Origin of the sequence: Vibrio sp. HENC-03 (genome assembly GCF_000305755.2) — a bacterium.
Taxonomy (GTDB): domain Bacteria; phylum Pseudomonadota; class Gammaproteobacteria; order Enterobacterales; family Vibrionaceae; genus Vibrio; species Vibrio owensii.
In genome coordinates this window covers 303,133-325,061 of the sequence record NZ_JH976064.1, presented here as the reverse complement: position 1 = coordinate 325,061, position 21,929 = coordinate 303,133, and the positions used below count along the sequence as shown (strand labels likewise).

Here is a 21,929-nt window from a genome sequence, read left to right as displayed (position 1 = left end):
CATAGATAACAATTCAGCAATTTAAGCTAGGTCTCTTCTGTTCTCTTTTTTTCTTCCGAGTTCATCTGGCACGAAGCCAAAGCTTTATTGCATGCGTCAAAATCCAAGAAATGCCCCAAGGCAAACTCTGAAGCAAGATAAGAGATCAACTGAGCATATTTACGGACTCGGCTAGGTGTGTTTACAACGCTAAAAATCAGTGTCGCAAATCTTTGCTCTACTGTATCGCCAGTAAGAGTCTTCATTGCAACACGACAACAAGAGTTAAAAACATGCTCTGCATACCCATCATATTGAGGGTTGATTGTCCTACCGCCACTTAAAATCGTGCGATCAATATACGCTACTGCTGTTACGTTCCTTACAATATCGGTTAAGAACTTCAATGGTGCGCCAGTTCCATCAATAGCCTCACCATATTTCTCCATTAACTTAAACACCAAGTAGGTATCTGAAGGTTCTGATGAGCAACTGAGTTCCATAATATCCTGATACAGGATTGAAGCTGGAGTACCAGAGAACAAATTGTATTGAATACTTTTCTTTCTTTCCTTAAATGACAACGACTTAAGAGCTCTTTCAACAAAAGAGTTCATATTAGCAGCAGGACACCCTGAACGATGTGCCAGCTCAATCATTAAATGATCGATACAAAGTAACGGGATATCATTAGCAACTGAAAGTTGGAAGGTAGAATAAACTGTGTCATCTACCATATCTCTCATTTTCACCAAAAGATCTGGTGTGTCAGCAGGTTTTAAAGCCTCTACCTGAGCACATTCAAGTAGTGTTTTAAGCCCTTGAATCAAATCCAAGCAGTCTCTTTGAATATCTTCAGATGTAATTCTATACATCCCTTTCTCAGAGACCCCCATAGACATGTAATCATCTCTTAGAATGTCCTCAATCCAAGACTCTAGAGCCTTTTTCGTTTGCTGGCATAAAACTATTTTAAGATTGAGATTAACAATGCTCGTTGCAAGCCCCATGAGAGCTAGATAGACCGCTGTGTATACATCAACAATAACTTTATCAAACTGCTCTTCACCGCCATTAAACAGTTTCATGTACTGAGTGGACTCACTTGATGAAAGGTGCATTATAGCTCCCCGAACAGGGTTTCCCTTGTCGGTAAAATGACCTCTCATCATCAAAGGTACGTTAGGGTTCTGTAAAACCTCATCCCTTCTTTTTTCTTCGGAAGAATATCGCCTCAAAATATTTTCAACGTAAGGAATCATTTCTCCTTCGTTAGAAGGAATAGTGAACATCCTAAAAGCATCTGTGCCGTCGTTTCCTTTATGACGTATATCTGCGGCATGCCTATAAGCAGCAACATAAGAAGGCAAGCGCTCAAGCATTGTATAAACACCTGAGGTGGTTCCTTCTTGCATCTCATTAAGTGTTTGCCCTAACGGTGATTCAATATCGAGCAATAATGGATGAGTGCAATCAACATCACGCACAAGAAGTCTTGTAAATGTTTCAAACCCATCGCTATATGTAACACCATCACAACAATGTAGTGGTATGTATGGGTTGTTAGTTACCTCTGGACGATTGCGTAAGGAATTGAGATGAATTTGCGTTAGAGCTGTTGCTACTTTATCTGGGCTCTGGGCAAACCAGTCAACAAGAACTCTGTCTGCAAGATTAATGTCTACATGGGTCGCAATTTCATTAACCAACGGCACTTTAGATTCATCGTAACTTGAGAAAATGACCTCAGGTATCTCGAAGACAATGTCACTTAGCTCTTGTTTATTGAGTCCTTTTGCTCTGGACACATGTAACAATAGATGCCATGAGTAAGGGTAATTCGGTGAGATCTTAATTGCAGATCTAGTTGATTCTATAGATAAATCATACTGGTTCAGTCGCTCATATATTTGAGCTTCTCTCAAATGAATTGATGTGGTTTTATCACTAGGTTCCAAGTGCCTAATTTTGGATAGGAACAAGTCAAATTTCTCACTTTCAAATAGAGCATCAAGATAACATTGGAAAACAGGGGACACCCAAGCCTCGCCAGATAGAAAAGGTGCCAAATACTTAACTGCGTTTAGAGGCAACCCCAGCTCAATAAATTTTTCGCATAGCCGTAACATTGCGTGCGGGTTAACTCGAAGAAACCTCTCTGCGTCTAGCTCAAAAAAGCGCTGCGCCCTCTCATCCAAAAGCTGCACTGCTTTCTTATTAGCACTTGAGCAAACTGAGGCTCTCAAGTACAAATCAAAGAAAGAGTTAACATAGTCATCTCCTGTATGAACTGCTCCACCACGATCCACCCATTTGTTTACCGTATTAACCTTAATATGATCGTTTTGAAGGGCAAAATCTAAGCGTGCGAATTGTTCTAAATCTAATGAGTCAGAAACTAATTCAAATTTAGTTTCTACGCCACTTCCACCATCAGAAAGCTGCTCGATGTATTCTGCACACACTGGGCTCATTTTCCGAATCTTATCAAGGTGCAACTTACCCTGCTCAAACAACCGATTGTCAGAAAAATGAGTCACGCTAAGTAAGTTTATTAGGGTGGCAAGGTGCCTATTATCGTCTGAATCAGCGATACTAATTAACAGTTGATTTACAAGTCTATCTACATCATTTTTCTCATGTTTACTCAGGGATACGTAGTACTTTTGCTGGTTTTGGGTCGCGAGTAGACAAGCTTCTGTATAAAGCAAAAGTGTTGCTGAATTACTTGATGGAAAATACTCATGTAAACGTTGAACCAATTCAAAGGCCCATACGAAATCTTCAACCCTGACAGCACCACGAACTAAACCTGTCAGTTCCTGCTCGGACAAATCATAAACTTTCGCAGCTCGGTAACTATCATTGAGCTCTTCCTTGGATGCTAAACGTTCGTAGAAAACTTCTTTTGTGTACACTCCACTAACTGGCAAATCAGAGTATCTGTCTCTAGCTAAGCTTTCATAAGCTCTAGACTCCAAATCAATTAAAATCGAAGTAACAACTTCTCGAACGCCATCGGGGAGAGTTCCTTGACCCAGCAGCATTACGAGCTCATTTTTTGATGGTGATTCCAGAGCATTGGTGAGTTCAACCTTTACTCTCAAAGCTTTCAGTAACAATTGGACATCGGCTTCTAGGGCACTTATTCCGAAGAGAACATTCAGCTTTTCATGAGCCTTATCTAAATCTCTATAACAAACATCACGCATGATGCTCTCTGTCACACCCATAAGGTCTCTAGCTTGAACGCTACGAATTATACTTTCGTATTTGTTACCCGCCACATTATCGCCCAAACCACTATGCTCTTGATTCACCATCACACAACCTACCTATTTATGGTAAACAGTTTTGTTTCCTACAACGTTGTCACCTGAACCACTATGATTCTGAGTCACTGAACCAATATTGGTATTTTGATCAGGTTTAATAAGTTTTAAAATCTCTTGTAATTCCCCTGACTCGCTCAACTTACGCTCAATTACGTGTTCACCATAGTCCTGTAATTCAAGAGCATTAACTTTCTCTGTTAACTTTTCCAACAGCGCATCATCAATAAGCCACCCCTGTAGCTTTTCCTTCAAAAAATCAGATGTTATTGCGGCTCCTTTTTTAAAGCCGTCATACAGCACACCCGACAGCAAAGTGCTTGTTAAAAAGTCCATATATATCCCTTAATTAACGCGAAAACGGTTATTCTCTTATATCAGAAAAGATAATGTTTTTCATGGGGTTATTATGTCCAATCATTAGTGAACCCTCAATTTTTAAACAGTCGTTAGGTAAACATGGTAAGAAGTTATACAACACAAAACGACGAAACTCTTGGATTCATCTAATTTAGTTGTTTTTCTAGGAGGGAGATACACTGCCCCCATAGCTGTGGGCTTTCTCTCTAAATCATTTAGGGGCAAAAGCTTCTTAGTTCGTAAAACCCGAACCGTACTTTGCGAACCGTTCCTCAAATACATTTGGGCATTTTCGTGTTGGAGCGACCTGTCAGATCAAACAACATCCAGGTCTGGAAGCTGATTATTGTCTGATGAATCATCAACTTTAGCATTACAATCATCTTCACTTATCTCTACATCACGCTTCCTTTCTGACGCACGTAATGCGTCCTGGTAGGCAGTTAGCTTTGCTCTAGCTTCAGCTAATTGCTCTTTTGCTTTCTCATACCCAACAGTTAGCTCATCAACGCGTGATTGAAGGCTTTCGTTTTCGTTTATCGCGAACTCCAGTTTTATTGCTACAGCAGTATGATCGTTTTGTAGTGCTGAAAGCTGCCCATTCAGGTCTTGGTGTGTACCTTGAAGCGCCTCGTATTTCTCTGCCGCTGCGCTCAAGTTATTCGTAAGGTGAAGGTTGTGCTGTAGTAACTCAGAATTATTTTGTTTTGACTCAGCCAAATCACACTCTAGCTCTTCAATCTTGTCTTCAAGGTGTTCTTTCTCTTCAACTTGCTTTTGTAGACGTTCTTCAATATCAGTAAAGTCAGCTTCAGCTTGCTCTTTTGCTTGATACGTTAGGTTGTATTTTGCATCGAGATCTCTGACACGAATAGCCATCATGGTTTCATAATGCTCGTGCGCCTTGTTATTCAAAGCAGTCGTCATATCACGCATTACTTTACAAAGCTCTTCCTCCCGCTTAGCTAAAAGTTCCTGCAACTCCACTGGAAGATCATATGACAGAAAAGCACGGGTAGCTTCACACTCTTTATAGTCTTGCGCATTAAGGGCTTCAACCGAGATATGTCCATTTTGTATCAGCCGATCTAAGTCTGCCTTAATCGTGGAAATTTTCCCTCGACCAAGAACTTCCTTTATATGCCAGCCTGAAGGTTTCTTTCCCTTGCTGATCAACTGAGTAGCAATTTTGATGACATCGTCATCGGTATACGATTTTGGTCTAGCCATTGTTTTACCTATGTTTTAGTTATTATTTTCAGGTTAGTTAGTACAGTAAGTTAGTTACGTGAACTAACTTACTTATCCATTGAAGCTTCGGCTTCAATTGTAGTATTGGCCTTTTTAATAGCCTTAATTTCTCTGTTAATCCCTTGTGCTACCGAAGGAGGAAGCTCCAACGCGGCACTGAAAGCGGAATCAAGATACTCAATCTGTTTTGTTGCCATTTTTTGGTCACGAGCATTGAGAGCAAGCAGTACTTTCTTAAACACACTGACCAACTTTGGCATGATAGCTTCTGTTAATTCTTTCGTTAGCTGAGATAGACGCGACTTTTGAGCCTGAAGCTCCGATACTTCTGTCATTACAGTATCTTTTTCAACTTGCAGCTCGCTGAGATTAATTTGTACTTCAGTGACTTCATCAAGTAACTTTTCAAACTGCCCTTCTAGTGACTGGGTATTTTCTAGCAACTTGTCATACTGTTGCTCTGCCGATTGAATCTTTGCTTGAGCAAGCTCTAATTGATGAGTGTAATGATTATGGCTACGTTCAGATTTGGGTAGGCTTGCTTCTCTGTCCATTTTCTTGCGAAGCTCTGACTTCTGCTCCGTTTCAGGTGCAAAGTCTGCTCTTAGCTCTTTACTTTTAAACAAGTGCTCGTTCGCGTAATCCAATACCATGCATTGAAAGTAGTGGCCGAATTTTTTGGTTAATTTTCTGCTTAGTTTCCCATCATCAGGTAGCAACTCCTCATCGGGAAAACTAGAACTGATGTACTCATTAACTACTCTAATCTGAGTCTTCCTTAAGTCATATTTACCTGTCTGGTTATTTTGCCCCGATATAAAATAGTGAGTATGTGCTCCAGTAGTTACTTCGATGCTACGCTCATCGTCATGCGCAATGATTGCGCGAACAGGATAGTCAGGGAAATGGTCGTCCAAAAATTTTTGCGTAAAGAGTATGTATTCCTCAACGCTGATAACATCAGTGCCAACATCCCACCGATGCGGAACTTTAAAGATGCCTTCTTGCAGAAAGACATGATTAGCGGCAGGTCGCTGTTGTAATTGGTTGTATGCGTTCAAATACGTTTCGAGCATTTTGATGCGTTGACCTTTCCTTTGCATTGGAAGCTTTTTAAACTGCTCTATGCGAGAGTACGAAACATGACCTTTTGTATTTAAGACATCTTGCAAAAACTTAGCAGCATCGACGTTACCTTTGTTCGTTTCACTCTCTATAGCTTTCTTAATTTTGAGGCGATATTGCCGCTGCTGAGTTTGCAGTTTGGACTGATTACGAATTTTAGGCTCTGGTGCGAATTGATATAGCAGCTCCAGACGCTCCTCTTCAGACACTGAGTTCAAAGGCAAAATGTTTGAACCAAGCCAGATCAAGTTGGAATCTGCAAGCTCCTCATTCCACTCCAACTTCTTAGTTTTATTAGCGGCTGTTGGTGGAGCAATACGCAATGAATGGGCAAGCGAGTGTTCGCATTTAACTCTATCACCAGGTTTTGACGTGAAGTTAAAGCGTCGATAAAAGAATCGAATTTCCTTCATACTCAACTCCGAAGGGGTGAGTATGGCAGAGAGTCAAGAGAGCCATCTCTTGCCCGCAGCTCACGTTCATCTTTTGCGCAGCAAAAGTGTGACGGGAGCGCAGCGGGTTGCTTAGTCATCTCACTTTTTAAGTGAATGACTTTGGCACCAATGGTGCCATTCTTGGCAGTGAAACTGCCAAGGCTGACACCACAAATGCCAATCGTTGAGGAAGCTATCATGATTGGCTCCCAACAAGCATTTTGACCGCAGCGAGAAGCTCAGGTTTAGTTTGAAGGATTTTGACCAACGCCATTTCATCGTTCTGAATTATGACCTCTCCAGATACCTCTGTTTCATCAGCAGGTAACGACTGTCCAAACGTTCCTGCGAGGTGTTTCGCAGATGCATTCGCATAATCGGGGGAATCGTCAGTGATCCATTCGCCATAGTGCTTATCGATCATCGCAGTGTCAGTATGACCCATTTGCATTGCAATCCAGTCTTTCGAAATCCCTGCGGTTAGGTTTTGACTAGCGAATGTGTGCCGTAGTTGACCAGCACCTCGATGGTCTACACCTGCGTCTTCAAGAAACCCTTTAAAAAATGCTTTGTTATATTGCGCGGCGTTAAGAAACGGTGCGTCATTTTTGCTGTTGTAGAAAACAAATCGAACGTGCTCTTGAGTACGTGTTTTATTATCTTCCTGCACAACAGAAACATTCAGCGCTGGCTTTTTACCTGTAATCTTTAATTGTTGTTTCAGAATGCTTATGGCTAATGTATTGAGCTCAACAGTGCGGACAGATTCTGGATTTTTCGGTGTTTTGTAGTTGGTCAGAACTCTGGCTCGTCGTACATATAGCTTACGCTTCTCGAAATCGATATCTTCCCAGCCAATCGCAAGAATTTCACTGATACGTAAACCTGTTAACACGTTAAGCTCAGCGGCATTTTTACCGCTTTCGCACAACGATGCTGTGTTGTGCAGTTTTTTCAATTCAGCTTTAGTAAAAGGATAAGGTTTACTCTTACCGTTCTTCAGAGTCTTGATCCCAGCCATAGGATCGGTATCAATAGCACCATCACGCTTTGCAATGGCAAATGTTGCTCTTAATATAGTCAGGAATGCATTGATAGTTTTGTTGGCGTAGCATTCATGCAGGTCATCTATAATGTCGAGAATGTCGCTATGGCAGAAATCCTGAATGGGTATCTGACCATAAGAATCTATCAATCGGTTTGCTTTACAGTTGTCAGATTTGAATGTCGATTCAGCAGCCAAAAACTGGAAGCTTTTCATGTAGCTTTTAATGTATTGTTCTAGTGTTTTTGTGTTCCCATTTTCCATTTTTCTCAACTTGACAGCTTCTGCTGCTCTTCTATTTGAGAGCATCATATCTAGGCGAAATTAGAAAATCTATACTAAAAATACTAATATTATTAGTTACTTATTATAAAACCAGAGCACTTTCGTTCTTAATCAATCAGTTGAGAATTTGAATTTTTTTAAAAAAAAGAGGAAAACTGACTGCCTTCCTCTCATTGAACCTAATTGAGTCGAATTGATTAACCGTCGGCAGTACTAAATGCCATTGAGCGGACTGATGTTCCCGAAAGGCTAATTGCACCGATGATAAAGGAGCAGCGACATAGGTTTTGTAAACTTGTCGCTGCAACTCTGGCTATTTAATTCACTTCTGGGATTAAACTAAGTAGAAAATTGCTAGGATTACCATGAGTCAGCAAACGAACTCCTCTTGTTAACTGGTGATGCAAACTGGATACTGAGTTCTTCACGGCATCATTCACTGCATAGGTCAGCGTAACGTCATCACACAGCTCTTTATTTTGTTGATTTACCAAACCCGTTTCAAACAGGTACTGCATTATCAGCAGATATAGCTCATCAACGTAATCGTTCCTGGTTGGTATGTGGTTCTTATAAGCAAACTCCTCATACTCTTCTTCAACGATATTCCACAAGCTGTAGAGCGAGAAATTAATCGCTTGAAGCTCAGAAAACCAACTAATATCGTCACCAATACCTGATTCTCCTTTTTTTTCAAAACGGCACTCGTTTTCATAGTGATCAACAATACTCTGCGTCATTATCTCTGCAAGTCGATAATGCTCATGTACAAACAAGAGCAAAAGATGACAGTCACGCAATTGATGAAGTTCGTTATAAAGGGAAGAGTACTGACTATTCAGTTTAGGTGCATGCCGATAAGCATCAATTAGAACCTCGTTACATGAAAGTGACATGATCTCAAAGGTCTGTTTATCAAAAGCAGAATAACGCTCTTTAACACTGCTGGGAGTGTAAAGACGCATATTATCGAGTCCTGTCCAACTATTCGGCACGATTACATTGTCTCGTGATGGTAAGTGCCACTTTAACAGGTGATGTCCTGTTGATGCCTTCGTTTCCTTTTCATCTGTGACCAAAACAAACTCAATCCCAAGGGCGTTTTGAAAGCTCATTGAGACCATGGACGGCTCTAAGTCGAGTAAAGCAGGTTTGATAGTGCTTGCCATCAACTCAATAAGTTGCGATTCGGAAAGCTGGTAGCCTTGGAATGTTTTCATAACGCGAGGCCAGATGGTATTTTGAAAGCGAGCCTCTAAAACGGTGTCACTTTCTTGCTTCCAATCCACCAATACATCTTTATTTCGACTTAACCTTTGGTGGACTTCATTAGGGCTGAGATTAAACAAAATGTGCGCGAGCATGTCATCCCGTTTTCTGAAGGGAATACTTAACTCTAAATTGCGTCGCAGGTGTTCATTGAAGGCGTTGGTTAACTTAGTGTAAGTCGATTTGTTGCGTAAACGCATAGCTGTCTCTCCAACGTGCAAAACAAGCAAATGGCTGGCGTTTACTAAAAGCTTGCTTTGGCACTAGGGTTTCAGCACAAAGACTTTAAATTAAGTTAAATTGAGTACGGACAGAGGTAGGTATCGCCAGCAACCCATGTATGTCATCCGCGCTCATTGTAATCCGTTCTAAATTTTCAGTGCAAGAAATTTAAAACGGATTAAGCGTAAATGCATTAACAGCATGCATCAGCTTCTCTGCTGGAAGTTGCTTACCGTAGTGTCCGTAAGTCATGCTGGTATTTTTATGCCCTACGATTTGAGCTACTACATGTTCCTCAATATTGGCTTGCTTTAGCTCATCGACGAATGTGTGTCGGAAAGAGTATGCAGTGGGGCGACTACCTGCTTTAAACCCACAAGCAGTCAGAACGTCACCCATGCTGTCTCTGAAATCCTTTGACCAATCGGAATCCTTACCCCGAGGGGTAAAATCAAAGAGCTGCATTTGTTTTTTATCTTGCCGAGATTTCACATATTCGAGAAAGCCCATTTTTATTAACTCTTTATGGATTGGAACTTTCCGTTTAGAAGATGCATTTTTCAGGTGTTGCTGCTCTCCGTTGTCGGTAAAAGAGATGGTTGGTATCGGGCCATCTATGTGGATATCAGCTACTCGAAGTTGGCAAGCTTCCGAAGGACGGCAGCCATGCAACATCATGACTTTAGTGGCCCATTGGAAGGATGAATCCTGCTCTTGAAAAGCACGGCTGGAAAGCAGGCGTGTTAGCTCCTTTTCGCCCCAGCGTAGGCGCTGGGAATGAGACGAGGTGTTTTGGGAGGGTAGCTTTACATGTGCAAATGGGTTGGTGGCTATCAGCTCTTGCACGACACACCAGTTCATGAATTGTTTGATGGCCGCGAGATAGTCCCTTAAAGTCTTATGGCTTAATCCTCGACCTAAGAGCTTATCTCGATAAGCCATAGCAACGCTACTGGTGATACTCGTTCCTTCCTGTTGCTCTACAAACTTTAAAAAATCCCCATTACGCTGCTTTAACTGCTTAAGAGTGAGGTTAGTGACTTTTTCTAGGCGCTTAGATTCAATAAAACGATCAAGAACATCATTAGTGATGGATGGTATCTGTTTATTTGGCTTGGGCTCATACGTTTCCGAGAGCAGACGACATGTTGAGTCACCATCACCTGTTTGTTTATTAAAAGAGACTCTAAGCTTGTTAATCTCAGCATTAAGCTTTTGCTTAAAATCTGGAAAGGGTAAAAACTTTGTCTGTGCTAACTCGAAAAGCTCGAAAATTACTTTTGTCTGGTCAAGGTTGCGTTTGTAAGCCATACGGCGATCACGCGTGGCTAGGGATAAGCGAATTTCCTTAGGAAAACCGTTTTTTTGAAGGGAAGTCGGGATTGCAACGCGTGTGTAGTACACGCTATTGGGTTGTCGAAACAAATACATCTGTATCATCCTCTTGTATTTGTCGACTTTTGAGTTATAAAAACGAAAAAACCGCTGTAAAAACAGCGGTTTAATCTTTAAATGTGGCGGAGAGATAGGGATTTGAACCCTAGATACGCTATTAACGTATGCCGGTTTTCAAGACCGGTGCTTTCAACCACTCAGCCATCTCTCCGTTGCGGGACGTATAATAGGGTGAGGTAGAAACGTTGTAAAGCATTGTTTTAATGAAAAAGAACTGTTTGCTTGTTTTGTGGTCACATCCATAGAGAGGATTAGTGCGAAAGGGCATCAAAAAGGACAGTTGTTACAGTATTTTGTAGAGTATTTACTTTATGTTGTGGTTACTTAATAAAATAGTGTTTTATTGCTATCTTTATGAAAAGTAAGAAGTAAATGACTTTGAGTATACATGTGTTCGCCCGAAAGTATTTGCAACATAGTGTGAGTTAATTCAAAATTAACTGGTATAGCCAGTTGTGCTTGAATTTATCGAAGGGTTTTTATGAAAGTCACGAATCTATTTAAAGACAAAGTTGGTGCGATTTCCGCTCACCAATCAGAGTTTATGAATTGGATGTCTCCAACGCTACGCGATTATTGGGGTGACTTTTTAGGTCGAGCACAAAGCAGCTTTCTTTTTTCTAAAGTACGTGATCACCAACAACCTGCTGTGAATGAGGAAGTCATTTCTCAACCAGATCCAATTGTCCTAAAACCTGAAGCGCAAGTTCTATTTGATGAGCTAAGCGAGAAAGTAGGCGAAGTGATCCACGTGGGTGATTGGGTTCATGTATCTCAAGAGCGTATCAACCAATTTGGTTCGGTAACTGAAGATATGCAATGGATTCATACTGATCCAGAGCGTGCTTCAACAGAGTCTCCATTTAAGACTACGATTGCTCATGGTTTCCTTACGTTGGCGCTTCTGCCTAAGTTGACCGATTCTGTTGATCCAGAAAATCCAATGTTCCCAACAGCGAAATTGGTGGTGAACCTAGGTCTGAACCAAGTACGTTTCCCGTACCCAGTGAAAGCAGGCAACAATGTACGTGCATCGAGCACACTAACTAAAATCACGCCAATCAAGAAAGGTCTTGAGATTGAGCGTGAAATCAAAGTAGAAATTGAAGGCATTCGTCGACCAGGCGCTGTGGTTGTTTCAGTGATTCAATTGCACTTCTAATTGCATTCTAAGATTCAAACAAAAAAGAGAGCCGAATTTGGCTCTCTTTTTTTATGTCTGCGGTTTATTGATTAAAACTTTTTACTGGTGTGTAGCCGTAATCTGCAATCGCTTTTTGACCTTGTTCCGATTTCAGGAACTTCACGAAGTCTTTACCGGCTTTATCTAAACCATCGACTTTGTACAAAACCAAGAATGGACGCGCCAATTTGTACTTGTGGTTAGCGATGTTGCTTGCCGTTGGTTCCGTGCCTTCAAACTGAATGGCTTTTATTGATCGATCAACAGAGCCAACCGAGATGAAGCCAATCGCATGTGGGTTATGGTTAACAATGGTTTTCACCATGCTGTTGCTGTTTACCACAAGGTTGTTTGGGTTAATGTCTGAAACCAAGCGGTTGTTGATGATCTTGGTAAGACCTAGCAAACTTTCAAAGCTGTAACGAGAGCCAGAAGAAGCTTCACGTGTTACCACGGCGATAGGTTGATCGTTGCCGCCAACTTGTTTCCAGTTGTCGACTTTACCTTTGTAGATATCAAACAGTTGTTGTTCCGAAAGGTTGGCTACAGAGTTAGTGCGGTTAACAACAACGGCAAGACCATCATAAGCGATAGGGAATACGTTGAGGTCTTCGCCTTTCTCGCTTTCCGTTAGGTAGCGCGAGCTCATGCCAATCTCAACCACGCCTTTGTTCACCATCGTGATGCCTGCGCTTGAGCCAATACCCTGAACGGCAATGTAATCATCAGGGTGCGTTTTATTATACTCTTCAGCCAATACATCCATTACGCGTGCAACAGAGGTAGAACCCGAAATATTGACTTCTTTTGCCATAGCAGAAGGAAGGGACAGAGCCATGGCCAGTAAGGTCGCCACAGAAAGACGTAACATATTTAACTCCATATACGGTATATAGCAGCGCTCATCATATTTCGTTCAGGTTACACTTTTGTGAATGCAGATTGATATCCATAGCGAATGATCGATTGCGCTCGCTTTATGTTGATAACTATCAATAATATCGGGTGGGTGGGTTTTGCTGATTTGAAGCGAAAGAGGTGACGTAGTTAGCTTTTCGGCATCAAATGGGATGCTATTCTAGGTTTGAGCGGGCGCATGCCCCGAAGGTGATTTCTGCCTCTCTCAGGCACTTGGGTATATACTAAGAACAACATATCAGGAGTACGCTCATGTCCGTGTCTCAAATGGCGACCAGTCGCTTGCACAAGTTGGTTCAAACGCTCTGCGCTAGGCGCAATGTCAATTTGCCAGTCGAAGCGCTAGGGAAGTGCTTATACGAGCCTATAGAGAACGGTGTCGAGCTTTATCATGCGCACTTCTTACTTGATTCACAACACAGTGAATACACATCTCCCATCGCTAAAATCCTATTTGATGCTAAAACTCAGCTTTGGTGCTTTTATGTGCCGATCTATCGTGAAGAAGAATTGGTCTGGGTACCTTATGAAAAGCTACCGAGTAGTGAAACGCTTGAGGTGCTTCTCGCCGAATTAGAAAGCGACCCTCAAGCGTGTTTCTGGGATTAAAAGATTTCTCAACCTGCTGATGCGTAACGTGCTAAGCGTTACTTTGCGATTTGGCTACGAAACTCTTTTGGCGTAATGCTGTAAATCGATTTAAATGCTGTACTAAAGTGGGCTGCACTCTTAAAGCCTGATTCAAATGCAATCTGGGTGATCGATTTCTGCGATACGCGCAGTTGTGTCGCAGCGTGGTTAATACGTTTCACCTTCAAAATGTGAGAAAACGAGAGGTTTTCCGCTGCTAGTCTACGTTTTAACGTCGCGATAGACATACTCATGTGCGTGGCTAAGGCTTCTAAGGTGATGTCTTTCTCGATGTTCTTTTCGATGTACTTAATTGCCTTCTGAGAGGCGGTTAGGCTGCTTGCATCATCAATGATTGACAGAATGTCCGGCTGCACTTCGACCATTAATGAGAGTAGGGCAAGGGCAATATGACCTTGAGCATACTGGGGCGCTTTATTGTCCGCTAACTCAATTAACGTGTCTTTAAGCTGTGCAATTGATGATTGGCTTTCAGAAGAGAAAGGGTAGAAGCGGCGTTCTTCTGTCTCTGACTGCACATTAGGATGCACAGATTTAAACTCGCTAAACAAACCAATATCAAAGACGAGTGCGAGCGCTTTGAAATTGCCTGGTTTGGCTTCAGCACTGCGCAAATCTGCGGAGTTATAAAGCGTAAAGTCTCCTGCGTTTAGTTCAATTTGTTCACCACTAGGCTGATTGATAACGAGTGAGCCTTCTTCAACAACGTATAGGCCGTTGTGTGTAGCGGTGTAGCGTTCACTTTTGCGAGCAGTGAAGTGATTAAAGCGAATGATCTCAATGTTCGGCATATTCGTTCTTATCTTTCTTGTATGACATACAAAAAAGGCGCTCATTTGAGCGCCTTTAAACTTCAATCGGTATTACTCACTCACAGTTTCTTCTGTTTGTGGTGCTGGTTTATCAGCGAATACCTGGGTCGGCTTTGCAACGATGCTGCGGATCTCTTGGTTCACGTCTGCTAGAACGATTTCCAATGTGTCACCTAACTTGTATACCACTTCTTTGTCGATAGAAATGGTACCGTTGTCGCCGTTACACTCAATTCTTTCTTTATTATCAAGAATCAAGCTACCAGGAATAAAGGCTGCTGCGCCATTTTCGAGAAGTCGGACACGTGCACCAGCACGATTAATATCGAAAATCTCACCTGTGAAACACGTTTTCTTGTTTGGCTCGTCCGCTAGAGTGCGTGCATATAGCCAATCAGACACGTTTCGCTCGGCAATTTTGTGATGTTTGCGGTGCAGAGCCAGTTCTTCGCCCACTTCATCATCTGGTTTTTGAACAGGTTCTTTGTTCAAAATAACTGCCTTCAGCATGCGGTGGTTGATCATGTCGCCGTATTTACGAATTGGTGAAGTCCAAGTCGCGTAGATATCAAGACCCATAGCGTAATGAGGAAGAGGTTGATTACCTACTTCACTGTACGTTTGGAACTTACGAATACGGTTGTCTAAGTATGACGTCTCTTGCTCACCTAGCCAGCGGCGAAGTGCGGCAAAGCCTTCTAGTGTTGCGATAGATTCGGCAGTGAAAACTAGTGTGCCTTCTGGGTTAACCAGTTCAACCACTTCTTCGATCTTCTCTGCTTTTAGGCCTGCATGTGTGTTAAATACGCCAGTCTCGAACTTTTCACGCAGAGTACGACCTGCACAGATGTTTGCCGTGATCATCGACTCTTCAACTAGGCGGTTTGCACTACGACGCATGTCAGCGTGGATCGCTACCACATCGTTGTCTTCGCTTAGTTCGAAACGGTAGTCAGGACGATCTGGGAACACAACTGCGTTCTTCTCACGCCATTCAGCACGAGCGCGAGAGAAGTCGAATAGGTCGCGTACAATCGTCGCAATCTCTTCTGATGGTTGCCATTTATCCGAGCTGCCGTTTTCTAGCCAATCAGATACGTTGTCGTATGCTAGACGAGCGTGTGATTTGATGTTTGCTGCAAAGAAGTTGATGTCATCACCAATCACGCCATCTTTACTTACTGTTACGGTACAGCAGATAGCAGGGCGGACTTCGCCTTCAATCAGAGAACATAGGTTATCTGCTAGATCGCGAGGCAGCATTGGGATGTTACGACCTGGTAGGTAGATAGTGTAGCCACGTTCGCGAGCGACTTTATCCATATCGTCTTCAGGTGTGATGTACGCTGTTGGGTCTGCGATTGCGATAGTTAGCTCGAAATCGCCAGATTCAGTTTTCTTCGCGTACAGTGCATCGTCCATATCTTTGGTTGATTCACCATCGATAGTCACGAAAGGAACATGTGTCATGTCTACGCGTTCTAGATCCGCGTCGTCTTTCAGTTCCCAGTTCTCGATGCCTGCTGGCTCAGAGTTTGGTAGATCATTTTGAGCAAGCGTTACCCACCAAGGTGCAATCTTGTCGTTTGAATCGGTAATCTTCTCTGAAATTTCTACAAAGAAAGAGTTATCGCCTTTAAGTGGGTGGCGAATTAGATGCGCGACAACCCAGTCACCTTCTGCGAATTCATCAGGTTTTAGACCTTTCTTTAATTTCGCTTTAAGAGAAAGCTTTTTCAGCTGCGGGTGATCAGGTGCTACGTTTAGCTTGCCTTTGAACATTTTTACTCGGCCAATAAAGCGAGTTACGGCTTGTTCTAGCAGCTCTTGTGGTTCTGCGACTTCGCGTTCGTTTTCTGTGCGGATAATGGCAACTACTTTGTCGCCGTGCATGCACTTTTTCATGTACGCTGGTGGGATGAAGAAGCTGGTTTTACTGTCCACTTCCAGGAAGCCAAAGCCTTTATCAGTTGCTTTGATTGAGCCTTCTTTTTTAGGCAGGTTTTCTTGGATTTGCTGCTTAAGCTGAGCTAATAGCGGATTATCTTGAAACATCTTTTTTTTAACTTACCAATGGAATTGGGCACACTATAATCATTGCGCACTATTATTACTACCTAAAGCACACAAATTCGCTGTGAATTATTGATGAATTGAACAGCTTGTTGGTGCTTTTCTCTCCGGAGAATCGGGGGAGAGGTGGAAATTTATGCGAATAATACCATTAGTGAGAATAAATTGTGATGTAATTCAATTTTTTCTAGCTTTTTTTATGCATTTAAGGAATAATCCGCCTCCCTTAGTCGTCCCTAATGGCTTATCGCGGTTGTGTACTGTGCTAATTCCTGTCTGAATGGATTTAGTAACTGGATGGATCAGTATCGAATTGGAAGAGCATATGGGACTGTTTTTTTGTTTAATTAAGTAGGATCCCAATGCAAGATTCTGTTATTCAATTCAGCGATTTATCTCTGAATGATTCTATCCTTTCTGCTCTAGACGGAATGGGTTTCGTGTCACCAACTCCAATTCAGGCTGCGGCAATCCCACACCTATTGGAAGGTGCTGACGCGCTGGGCAAGGCACAAACGGGTACAGGTAAAACGGCAGCATTCTCTCTGCCTCTTCTAAACAAGCTAGATCTTGATCAACGTAAACCACAAGCAATCGTTCTTGCTCCAACTCGTGAGCTAGCGATCCAGGTTGCGGCTGAAATGAAAAACCTTGGTAAAAACATCAAGGGTCTTAAAGTTCTAGAAATCTACGGTGGTGCATCTATCGTTGATCAAATGCGTGCTCTTAAAAACGGTGCACACGTTGTTGTTGGTACTCCTGGCCGTGTTCAAGACCTTATCAACCGTGAACGTCTACATCTTGACGAAGTAAATACTTTCGTACTTGATGAAGCGGACGAAATGCTAAACATGGGTTTCGTGGACGACGTAACTGCGATCATGGAGCACGCTCCTGAATCAGCTCAACGCGTTCTATTCTCTGCAACTATGCCTCCAATGCTGAAAAACATTGTTGAGCGCTTCCTACGTGAGCCTGTAACAGTTGACGTTGCTGGTAAGAACCACACTGTAGACAAAGTTCAACAGCAGTTCTGGGTAGTGAAGGGCGTAGAGAAAGATGAAGCGATGTCTCGTCTTCTTGAAACTGAAGAAACTGACGCGTCAATCGTATTCGTACGTACTCGTCAAGACACTGAGCGTCTAGCTGATTGGCTATCTGCACGTGGCTTTAAAGCTGCTGCACTGCACGGCGATATTCCTCAGTCTCTACGTGAGCGTACTGTTGATCACATCAAACAAGGTGTTATCGACATCCTAGTTGCAACTGACGTTGTTGCTCGTGGTCTAGACGTTCCACGTATTACTCACGTATTTAACTACGACATCCCATTCGATGTTGAGTCTTACATCCACCGTATCGGTCGTACTGGCCGTGCTGGACGTAAAGGTAAAGCGATCCTTCTAGTTCGCACTAACCAAATCCGTATGCTTCGCACTATCGAGCGCGTAACTAAGTCATCTATGGAAGAAATCCAACTTCCTCTACGTGACCAAGTTGCTGAAGCTCGTCTAAGCAAGCTAGCAGCTGAACTGGAAGCTGAGAAAGAGCACAAGTCACTAGACAAATTCGCTGAGCTAGTAGAGAAACTACAAACTTCTCTAGAGATCAACCCAGCGATGCTTGCTGCAATGCTTCTTAAGCGTCAGCAAGGTAAACGTCCTCTATTCTACATTGGCGAAGACCCAATGGTTGAAGCGATTGAGCGTGATAAGCAACGTCGTAAAGAGCGCCGTGAAGGTGGTCGTGAAGGCGGCCGTAGCTTCAACACTCAAGATTGGGATACTTACCAGCTTCAAGTTGGTCGTGAGCAAGGTGTTCAAGTTAAAGACATCGTTGGCGCTCTAGCAAACGAACTAGGTCTTGGTAAAGGTTCTATCGGTGCGATCAAGCTAGCGCAAGGTCACACATTCGTTCAGCTACCTAAAGCAATGACTTCAGATGCTGCGAACAAGCTAAGCAAGCTACGTATCCGTCAACAAGATGTTGGTGCTGTAGTATGTGACTTCGATGACTTCCGCGAGTCTCGTGGTGGTCGCCGTGACGGTGGTCGTCGCGATGGTGGTCGTCGTGATGGCGGCGGTTACCGTGGCAACCGCGAAGGCGGCAACCGTGGTGGTGAGCGTCGTGAAGGCGGTCGTCGCGAAGGTGGCTTCCGTGGTAACCGCGATGGCAATCGTGATGGTAACCGTGAAGGTGGCGAACGTCGCTTCGATCGCAACCGTGGTGGTGATCACCGTGGTGCGCACCGTGGTGAACGTGGTCACGGCCGTGGTCGTCGCACGCAAGACGCATAATTGCTTAACCATTAAGTGAATTTAAAAACCGAGCCAAGTGCTCGGTTTTTTTATGCGCGTCGAATTCGATGTTGTTCTTCGTCGTGATTGTTCACCCAGCTGATGACTTCGTTTAGCGGTAGAGCAGGGCAGAATAGATAGCCTTGGATGATGTCACAGCCTCGACTGCGTAAGAAGTGAAGTGTATCCATGTCTTGAACGCCTTCTGCAACCACTGAGTAACCAAGGCCGTGAGCGAGCGCTATGGTGTTTTCGACAATAGAGCGAGTGCCTTCAGTTTTGCTTGCGGTACTCAAAAAGGAGCGGTCGATTTTGATTTGGTCGACAGGCAAGTCTCGCAATAGGGAGAGGGAAGAATAACCGGTGCCAAAATCATCTAAGCTAATTTTGATGCCCAGCCCTTTGATTTGATTGATAAGCGGGTTGAGCTCTAGCACGCGATCAATCGCCATCGTTTCTGTGATCTCGAGACTAATGAGATTTGCAAAGTTAGGATTTTCGCTAAGCATCCTATCGAGCCTAGCGAAAAGTAAATTTGAGGATAAATCTTTGGCCGATAGGTTTACGTGTACAGGCAAGCGAATACCCTGTTCGATAAGGCTCAATAGATCTCTCTCGACTTGATCCAGCACCCACATTGTGATGTTGTGTACTTGATTACTGCGTTCTGCAATTGGGATGAAGTCATTCGGTGAGATGTTTTTTCCGTTGCCATCACGCCATCGAATTACCGCTTCAAAGCCGACTGCAAGGTTGGTGTGAGCATCAATCAAAGGTTGGTAATAAAGCTGAAACTCTTCTTTTTCTAAAGCACATTGAATACGTGATGAGATTTCGAGTTGGTATTTAGCACCAACGTTCATGTCTTCATTGTAAAACGCCATCAAATGTCCATTGCGTTTGGCGTGGTACATCGCGATATCTGCACACTTAATAAGAAGATCGTTTGAGTCCGCATCAAAAGGAAATGTACTGATGCCAAAAACGACACGAGAAGAGACTTGAAATTCACCGAGATTGAAACGCTGAGACATTGCGTTGTCTAGTCGTCCGACGAGGTTTGAGCCTGCGCTGTGTTCCGCACAAGAAGTGAGAATCACGAACTCGTCGCCGCCCACTCTAAAAATTTCGTCGTCTCCGGTCAATTCTGTTTGAAGTCTTTGCCCGATTTGAATCAGCAGTAGGTCACCACTGAAATGGCCCATCGCATCGTTGATCTGTTTGAAATTGACCACATCAAAAAGAATAACAGAGAAGGGGGCGCCTTCTTGGATGCGGTCATCAATTTGTTCAAAGCAGAACTTTCGATTTGGGAGTCCGGTAAGAGAGTCATGAACAGCATTGTGTTTCTCTCGCTCTGCGACCTTGTGTAGCTCATTTATTGAATCGTTACTCCATTTGATAACGAGCACAACAAAAACGCTCCCACCAAATAGCAGTAGCGCCAATCCTGTCTCTAGTAGCGAAGCAACAGGTTTGTTGATGATCTCATGAAGAAAGGCCGCGTAGGCAAATATGAACCCGGTGATTAAAATTAACAACACGATCCAACCCGGAACGTCTGTCTTCGAGCAAATACTTTTTGTCATCTGCCATCCCCAGCAGAGCAAAATTAGACCTATGATGACCAATACAAAGGCAAATGTGGGCACGTTATTATCCCGACCTATTGATAGGTTTGTTAGTTTTTCATTCTCATTAAACAACGTAGCTCATACTTTAGGTTTTGTACAAATATGACTATTCATACATTTGTTGTAATAAGAGATATTTTTTAGTCTTCAAATAAAATCCAAACTTGTCATAGATCAACAAAAAATGTTCAACTAAAAAACTATTACTAAAAGATAGTTGAAAGATTAAAAAATTATTGAATAATAGAAGGCACAAACAAGAAGTACGCAGCGCGGAAGCGCAATTACAACCTCTGCTCCACAACAGGAAACTATTTCATGTCTAATTCGTTTGTACTGGTGATCAACTCTGGTAGCTCATCACTAAAATTTGCAGTAATCGACTCTCAATCTGGCGATGCTGTGCTAAGTGGTCTGGGCGAATGCTTTGGTCTATCAGACGCTCGTATGAGCTGGAAATTCAACGGTGAGAAAAAGGAAGTCGCAATCGAAGGCGACGATAGCCATCACAAGATCGCTATTGGTAAGCTGGTAGGTTTAACCGAAGAGTTAGGTCTGGCTCAAGACATCGTGGCTGTAGGTCACCGTATCGTTCACGGTGGTGAGAAGTTCACACAAACTGTTCGCATTACTGAAGAAGTAACCGCTGAAATCGAAAAACTTGCAGATCTTGCTCCACTACATAACCCTGCAGGTGCTATCGGTATTCGCGCTGCTATCGAAGCGTTTCCAAGCCTTCCTCAGTTTGCTGTATTTGACACTGCATTCCACCAAACAATGCCTCAACGCGCATTCACTGGTGCTATCGCGAAAGAACTTTACACTGATTTCGGCGTACGTCGTTACGGTTTCCACGGTACTAGCCACTACTTCGTAAGCCGTGAAGCTGCGAAGATGATTAACAAGCCAGTGGAAGAATCTAGCTTCATTTCTGTTCACTTAGGTAATGGTGCTTCTGTTTGTGCAATTAACAACGGCGAGTCTGTTGATACATCAATGGGCTTCACGCCACTGTCTGGCCTAATGATGGGCACACGTTGTGGTGACCTTGACCCAGGCATCATTGAGTACCTTCTTAAGAAAGGTTGGTCTCAAGAGAAAGTGTTCAACTCTTTGAACAAAGCTTCTGGCTTCTTAGGTGTTTCTGGCCTAACAAGCGATGCACGCGGTATTTTGGAAGCGATGGAAGAGGGTCACGAAGGTGCAACTCTAGCATTCCAAGTATTTACATACCGTGTGTCTAAATACATTGCGTCTTACCTTGCTGCTCTTGATTCATTCGACGGCATCATCTTCACAGGCGGCATCGGCGAAAACTCAATGCCAATCCGTAGTGAAATCCTGAAGAACCTTAAACTTCTAGGTTTCGTTGAAGATGTAAAAGGTAACGAAGACGCTCGATTTGGTAACGCAGGTGTTGTTGCTACATCTGAGTTGCTTGGTGCGAAAGCGCTAGTTATTCCTACCAATGAAGAGTGGGTTATCGCTCAACAGTCGGTGGAACTGCTGTAAAACGGCAAAAATTTTGGGAACTAAGTCAAAGCCCTTTCCGGTTGGAAAGGGCTTTTTTTATGTTAAGCGAAACAACACGTTCTTTCGGTGGT

General features: G+C 43.0%; 15 protein-coding genes and 1 tRNA gene. 4 read left to right on the top strand and 12 right to left on the bottom strand.

Features of this window, described 5'->3' with window-relative positions; genetic code table 11:
• Positions 1-26: 26 nt before the first annotated feature.
• From VCHENC03_RS21725 to VCHENC03_RS21755, 8 genes are all read right to left on the bottom strand, one after another.
• Positions 27-3,302, bottom strand: a complete 3,276-nt coding sequence (locus tag VCHENC03_RS21725) for a tetratricopeptide repeat protein (protein WP_009704680.1) — start codon at positions 3,300-3,302, stop codon at positions 27-29.
• A gap of 12 nt (positions 3,303-3,314) precedes the next feature.
• Positions 3,315-3,647 carry a GapS6a family protein gene (gene gapS6a, locus VCHENC03_RS21730; RefSeq protein WP_009704679.1) on the bottom strand — a complete coding sequence of 111 codons (333 nt, stop codon included), beginning with the start codon at positions 3,645-3,647 and terminating at the stop codon, positions 3,315-3,317.
• A gap of 339 nt (positions 3,648-3,986) precedes the next feature.
• The gene (locus VCHENC03_RS0125365) at positions 3,987-4,901 is read right to left on the bottom strand and encodes a hypothetical protein (protein ID WP_232310313.1); all 915 of its coding nucleotides are present in this window, start codon (positions 4,899-4,901) and stop codon (positions 3,987-3,989) included.
• Positions 4,902-4,969: 68 nt separating this feature from the next.
• Positions 4,970-6,460: a hypothetical protein gene (locus tag VCHENC03_RS21735; protein WP_009704677.1), complete on the bottom strand. Its 1,491-nt coding sequence runs from the start codon at positions 6,458-6,460 to the stop codon at positions 4,970-4,972.
• A gap of 217 nt (positions 6,461-6,677) precedes the next feature.
• Positions 6,678-7,838, bottom strand: coding sequence for a tyrosine-type recombinase/integrase (locus VCHENC03_RS21740; protein WP_232310312.1), 1,161 nt, complete (start codon positions 7,836-7,838; stop codon positions 6,678-6,680).
• 290 nt (positions 7,839-8,128) lie between these two features.
• Positions 8,129-9,280: a hypothetical protein gene (locus VCHENC03_RS21745; RefSeq protein ID WP_009704675.1), complete on the bottom strand. Its 1,152-nt coding sequence runs from the start codon at positions 9,278-9,280 to the stop codon at positions 8,129-8,131.
• A 190-nt stretch (positions 9,281-9,470) separates the two neighbouring features.
• Positions 9,471-10,733 (bottom strand): tyrosine-type recombinase/integrase, encoded by a 1,263-nt coding sequence (locus VCHENC03_RS21750; protein WP_009704674.1) that lies wholly within the window; start codon positions 10,731-10,733, stop codon positions 9,471-9,473.
• 84 nt (positions 10,734-10,817) lie between these two features.
• Positions 10,818-10,908: transfer RNA gene (locus VCHENC03_RS21755), tRNA-Ser, on the bottom strand.
• A 330-nt stretch (positions 10,909-11,238) separates the two neighbouring features.
• On the opposite strand from VCHENC03_RS21755, the gene VCHENC03_RS21760 reads away from it, so the two are divergent.
• Complete coding sequence (locus VCHENC03_RS21760; RefSeq protein ID WP_005440645.1) at positions 11,239-11,919, top strand: MaoC family dehydratase; 681 nt, start codon at positions 11,239-11,241, stop codon at positions 11,917-11,919.
• Between the two features lie 64 nt (positions 11,920-11,983).
• On the opposite strand, the gene VCHENC03_RS21765 is transcribed toward VCHENC03_RS21760, so the two are convergent.
• Positions 11,984-12,811, bottom strand: a complete 828-nt coding sequence (locus VCHENC03_RS21765) for a phosphate ABC transporter substrate-binding protein (protein WP_009704673.1) — start codon at positions 12,809-12,811, stop codon at positions 11,984-11,986.
• Positions 12,812-13,110: 299 nt separating this feature from the next.
• Here VCHENC03_RS21765 and VCHENC03_RS21770 point away from each other — a divergent pair, with 299 nt between their 5' ends.
• Complete coding sequence (locus tag VCHENC03_RS21770; RefSeq protein WP_009704672.1) at positions 13,111-13,467, top strand: DUF3024 domain-containing protein; 357 nt, start codon at positions 13,111-13,113, stop codon at positions 13,465-13,467.
• A gap of 38 nt (positions 13,468-13,505) precedes the next feature.
• Here the strand turns inward: VCHENC03_RS21770 and VCHENC03_RS21775 are convergent, their stop codons facing one another.
• Together VCHENC03_RS21775 and rnb are read right to left on the bottom strand one after the other, a co-directional pair.
• Positions 13,506-14,300: an AraC family transcriptional regulator gene (locus tag VCHENC03_RS21775; protein ID WP_009704671.1), complete on the bottom strand. Its 795-nt coding sequence runs from the start codon at positions 14,298-14,300 to the stop codon at positions 13,506-13,508.
• Between the two features lie 72 nt (positions 14,301-14,372).
• On the bottom strand, positions 14,373-16,376 hold the full coding sequence (gene rnb, locus VCHENC03_RS21780) for an exoribonuclease II (RefSeq protein ID WP_009704670.1): 2,004 nt from the start codon (positions 16,374-16,376) through the stop codon (positions 14,373-14,375).
• Positions 16,377-16,756: 380 nt separating this feature from the next.
• On the opposite strand from rnb, the gene VCHENC03_RS21785 reads away from it, so the two are divergent.
• Positions 16,757-18,691 (top strand): DEAD/DEAH box helicase, encoded by a 1,935-nt coding sequence (locus VCHENC03_RS21785; protein ID WP_009704669.1) that lies wholly within the window; start codon positions 16,757-16,759, stop codon positions 18,689-18,691.
• A 50-nt stretch (positions 18,692-18,741) separates the two neighbouring features.
• Here the strand turns inward: VCHENC03_RS21785 and VCHENC03_RS21790 are convergent, their stop codons facing one another.
• A complete protein-coding gene (locus VCHENC03_RS21790; RefSeq protein WP_009704668.1) occupies positions 18,742-20,280 on the bottom strand; it encodes a putative bifunctional diguanylate cyclase/phosphodiesterase in 1,539 nt (512 codons plus the stop codon).
• Between the two features lie 363 nt (positions 20,281-20,643).
• Here VCHENC03_RS21790 and VCHENC03_RS21795 point away from each other — a divergent pair, with 363 nt between their 5' ends.
• Positions 20,644-21,837 (top strand): acetate/propionate family kinase, encoded by a 1,194-nt coding sequence (locus VCHENC03_RS21795; protein ID WP_005440661.1) that lies wholly within the window; start codon positions 20,644-20,646, stop codon positions 21,835-21,837.
• Positions 21,838-21,929: the final 92 nt, after the last annotated feature.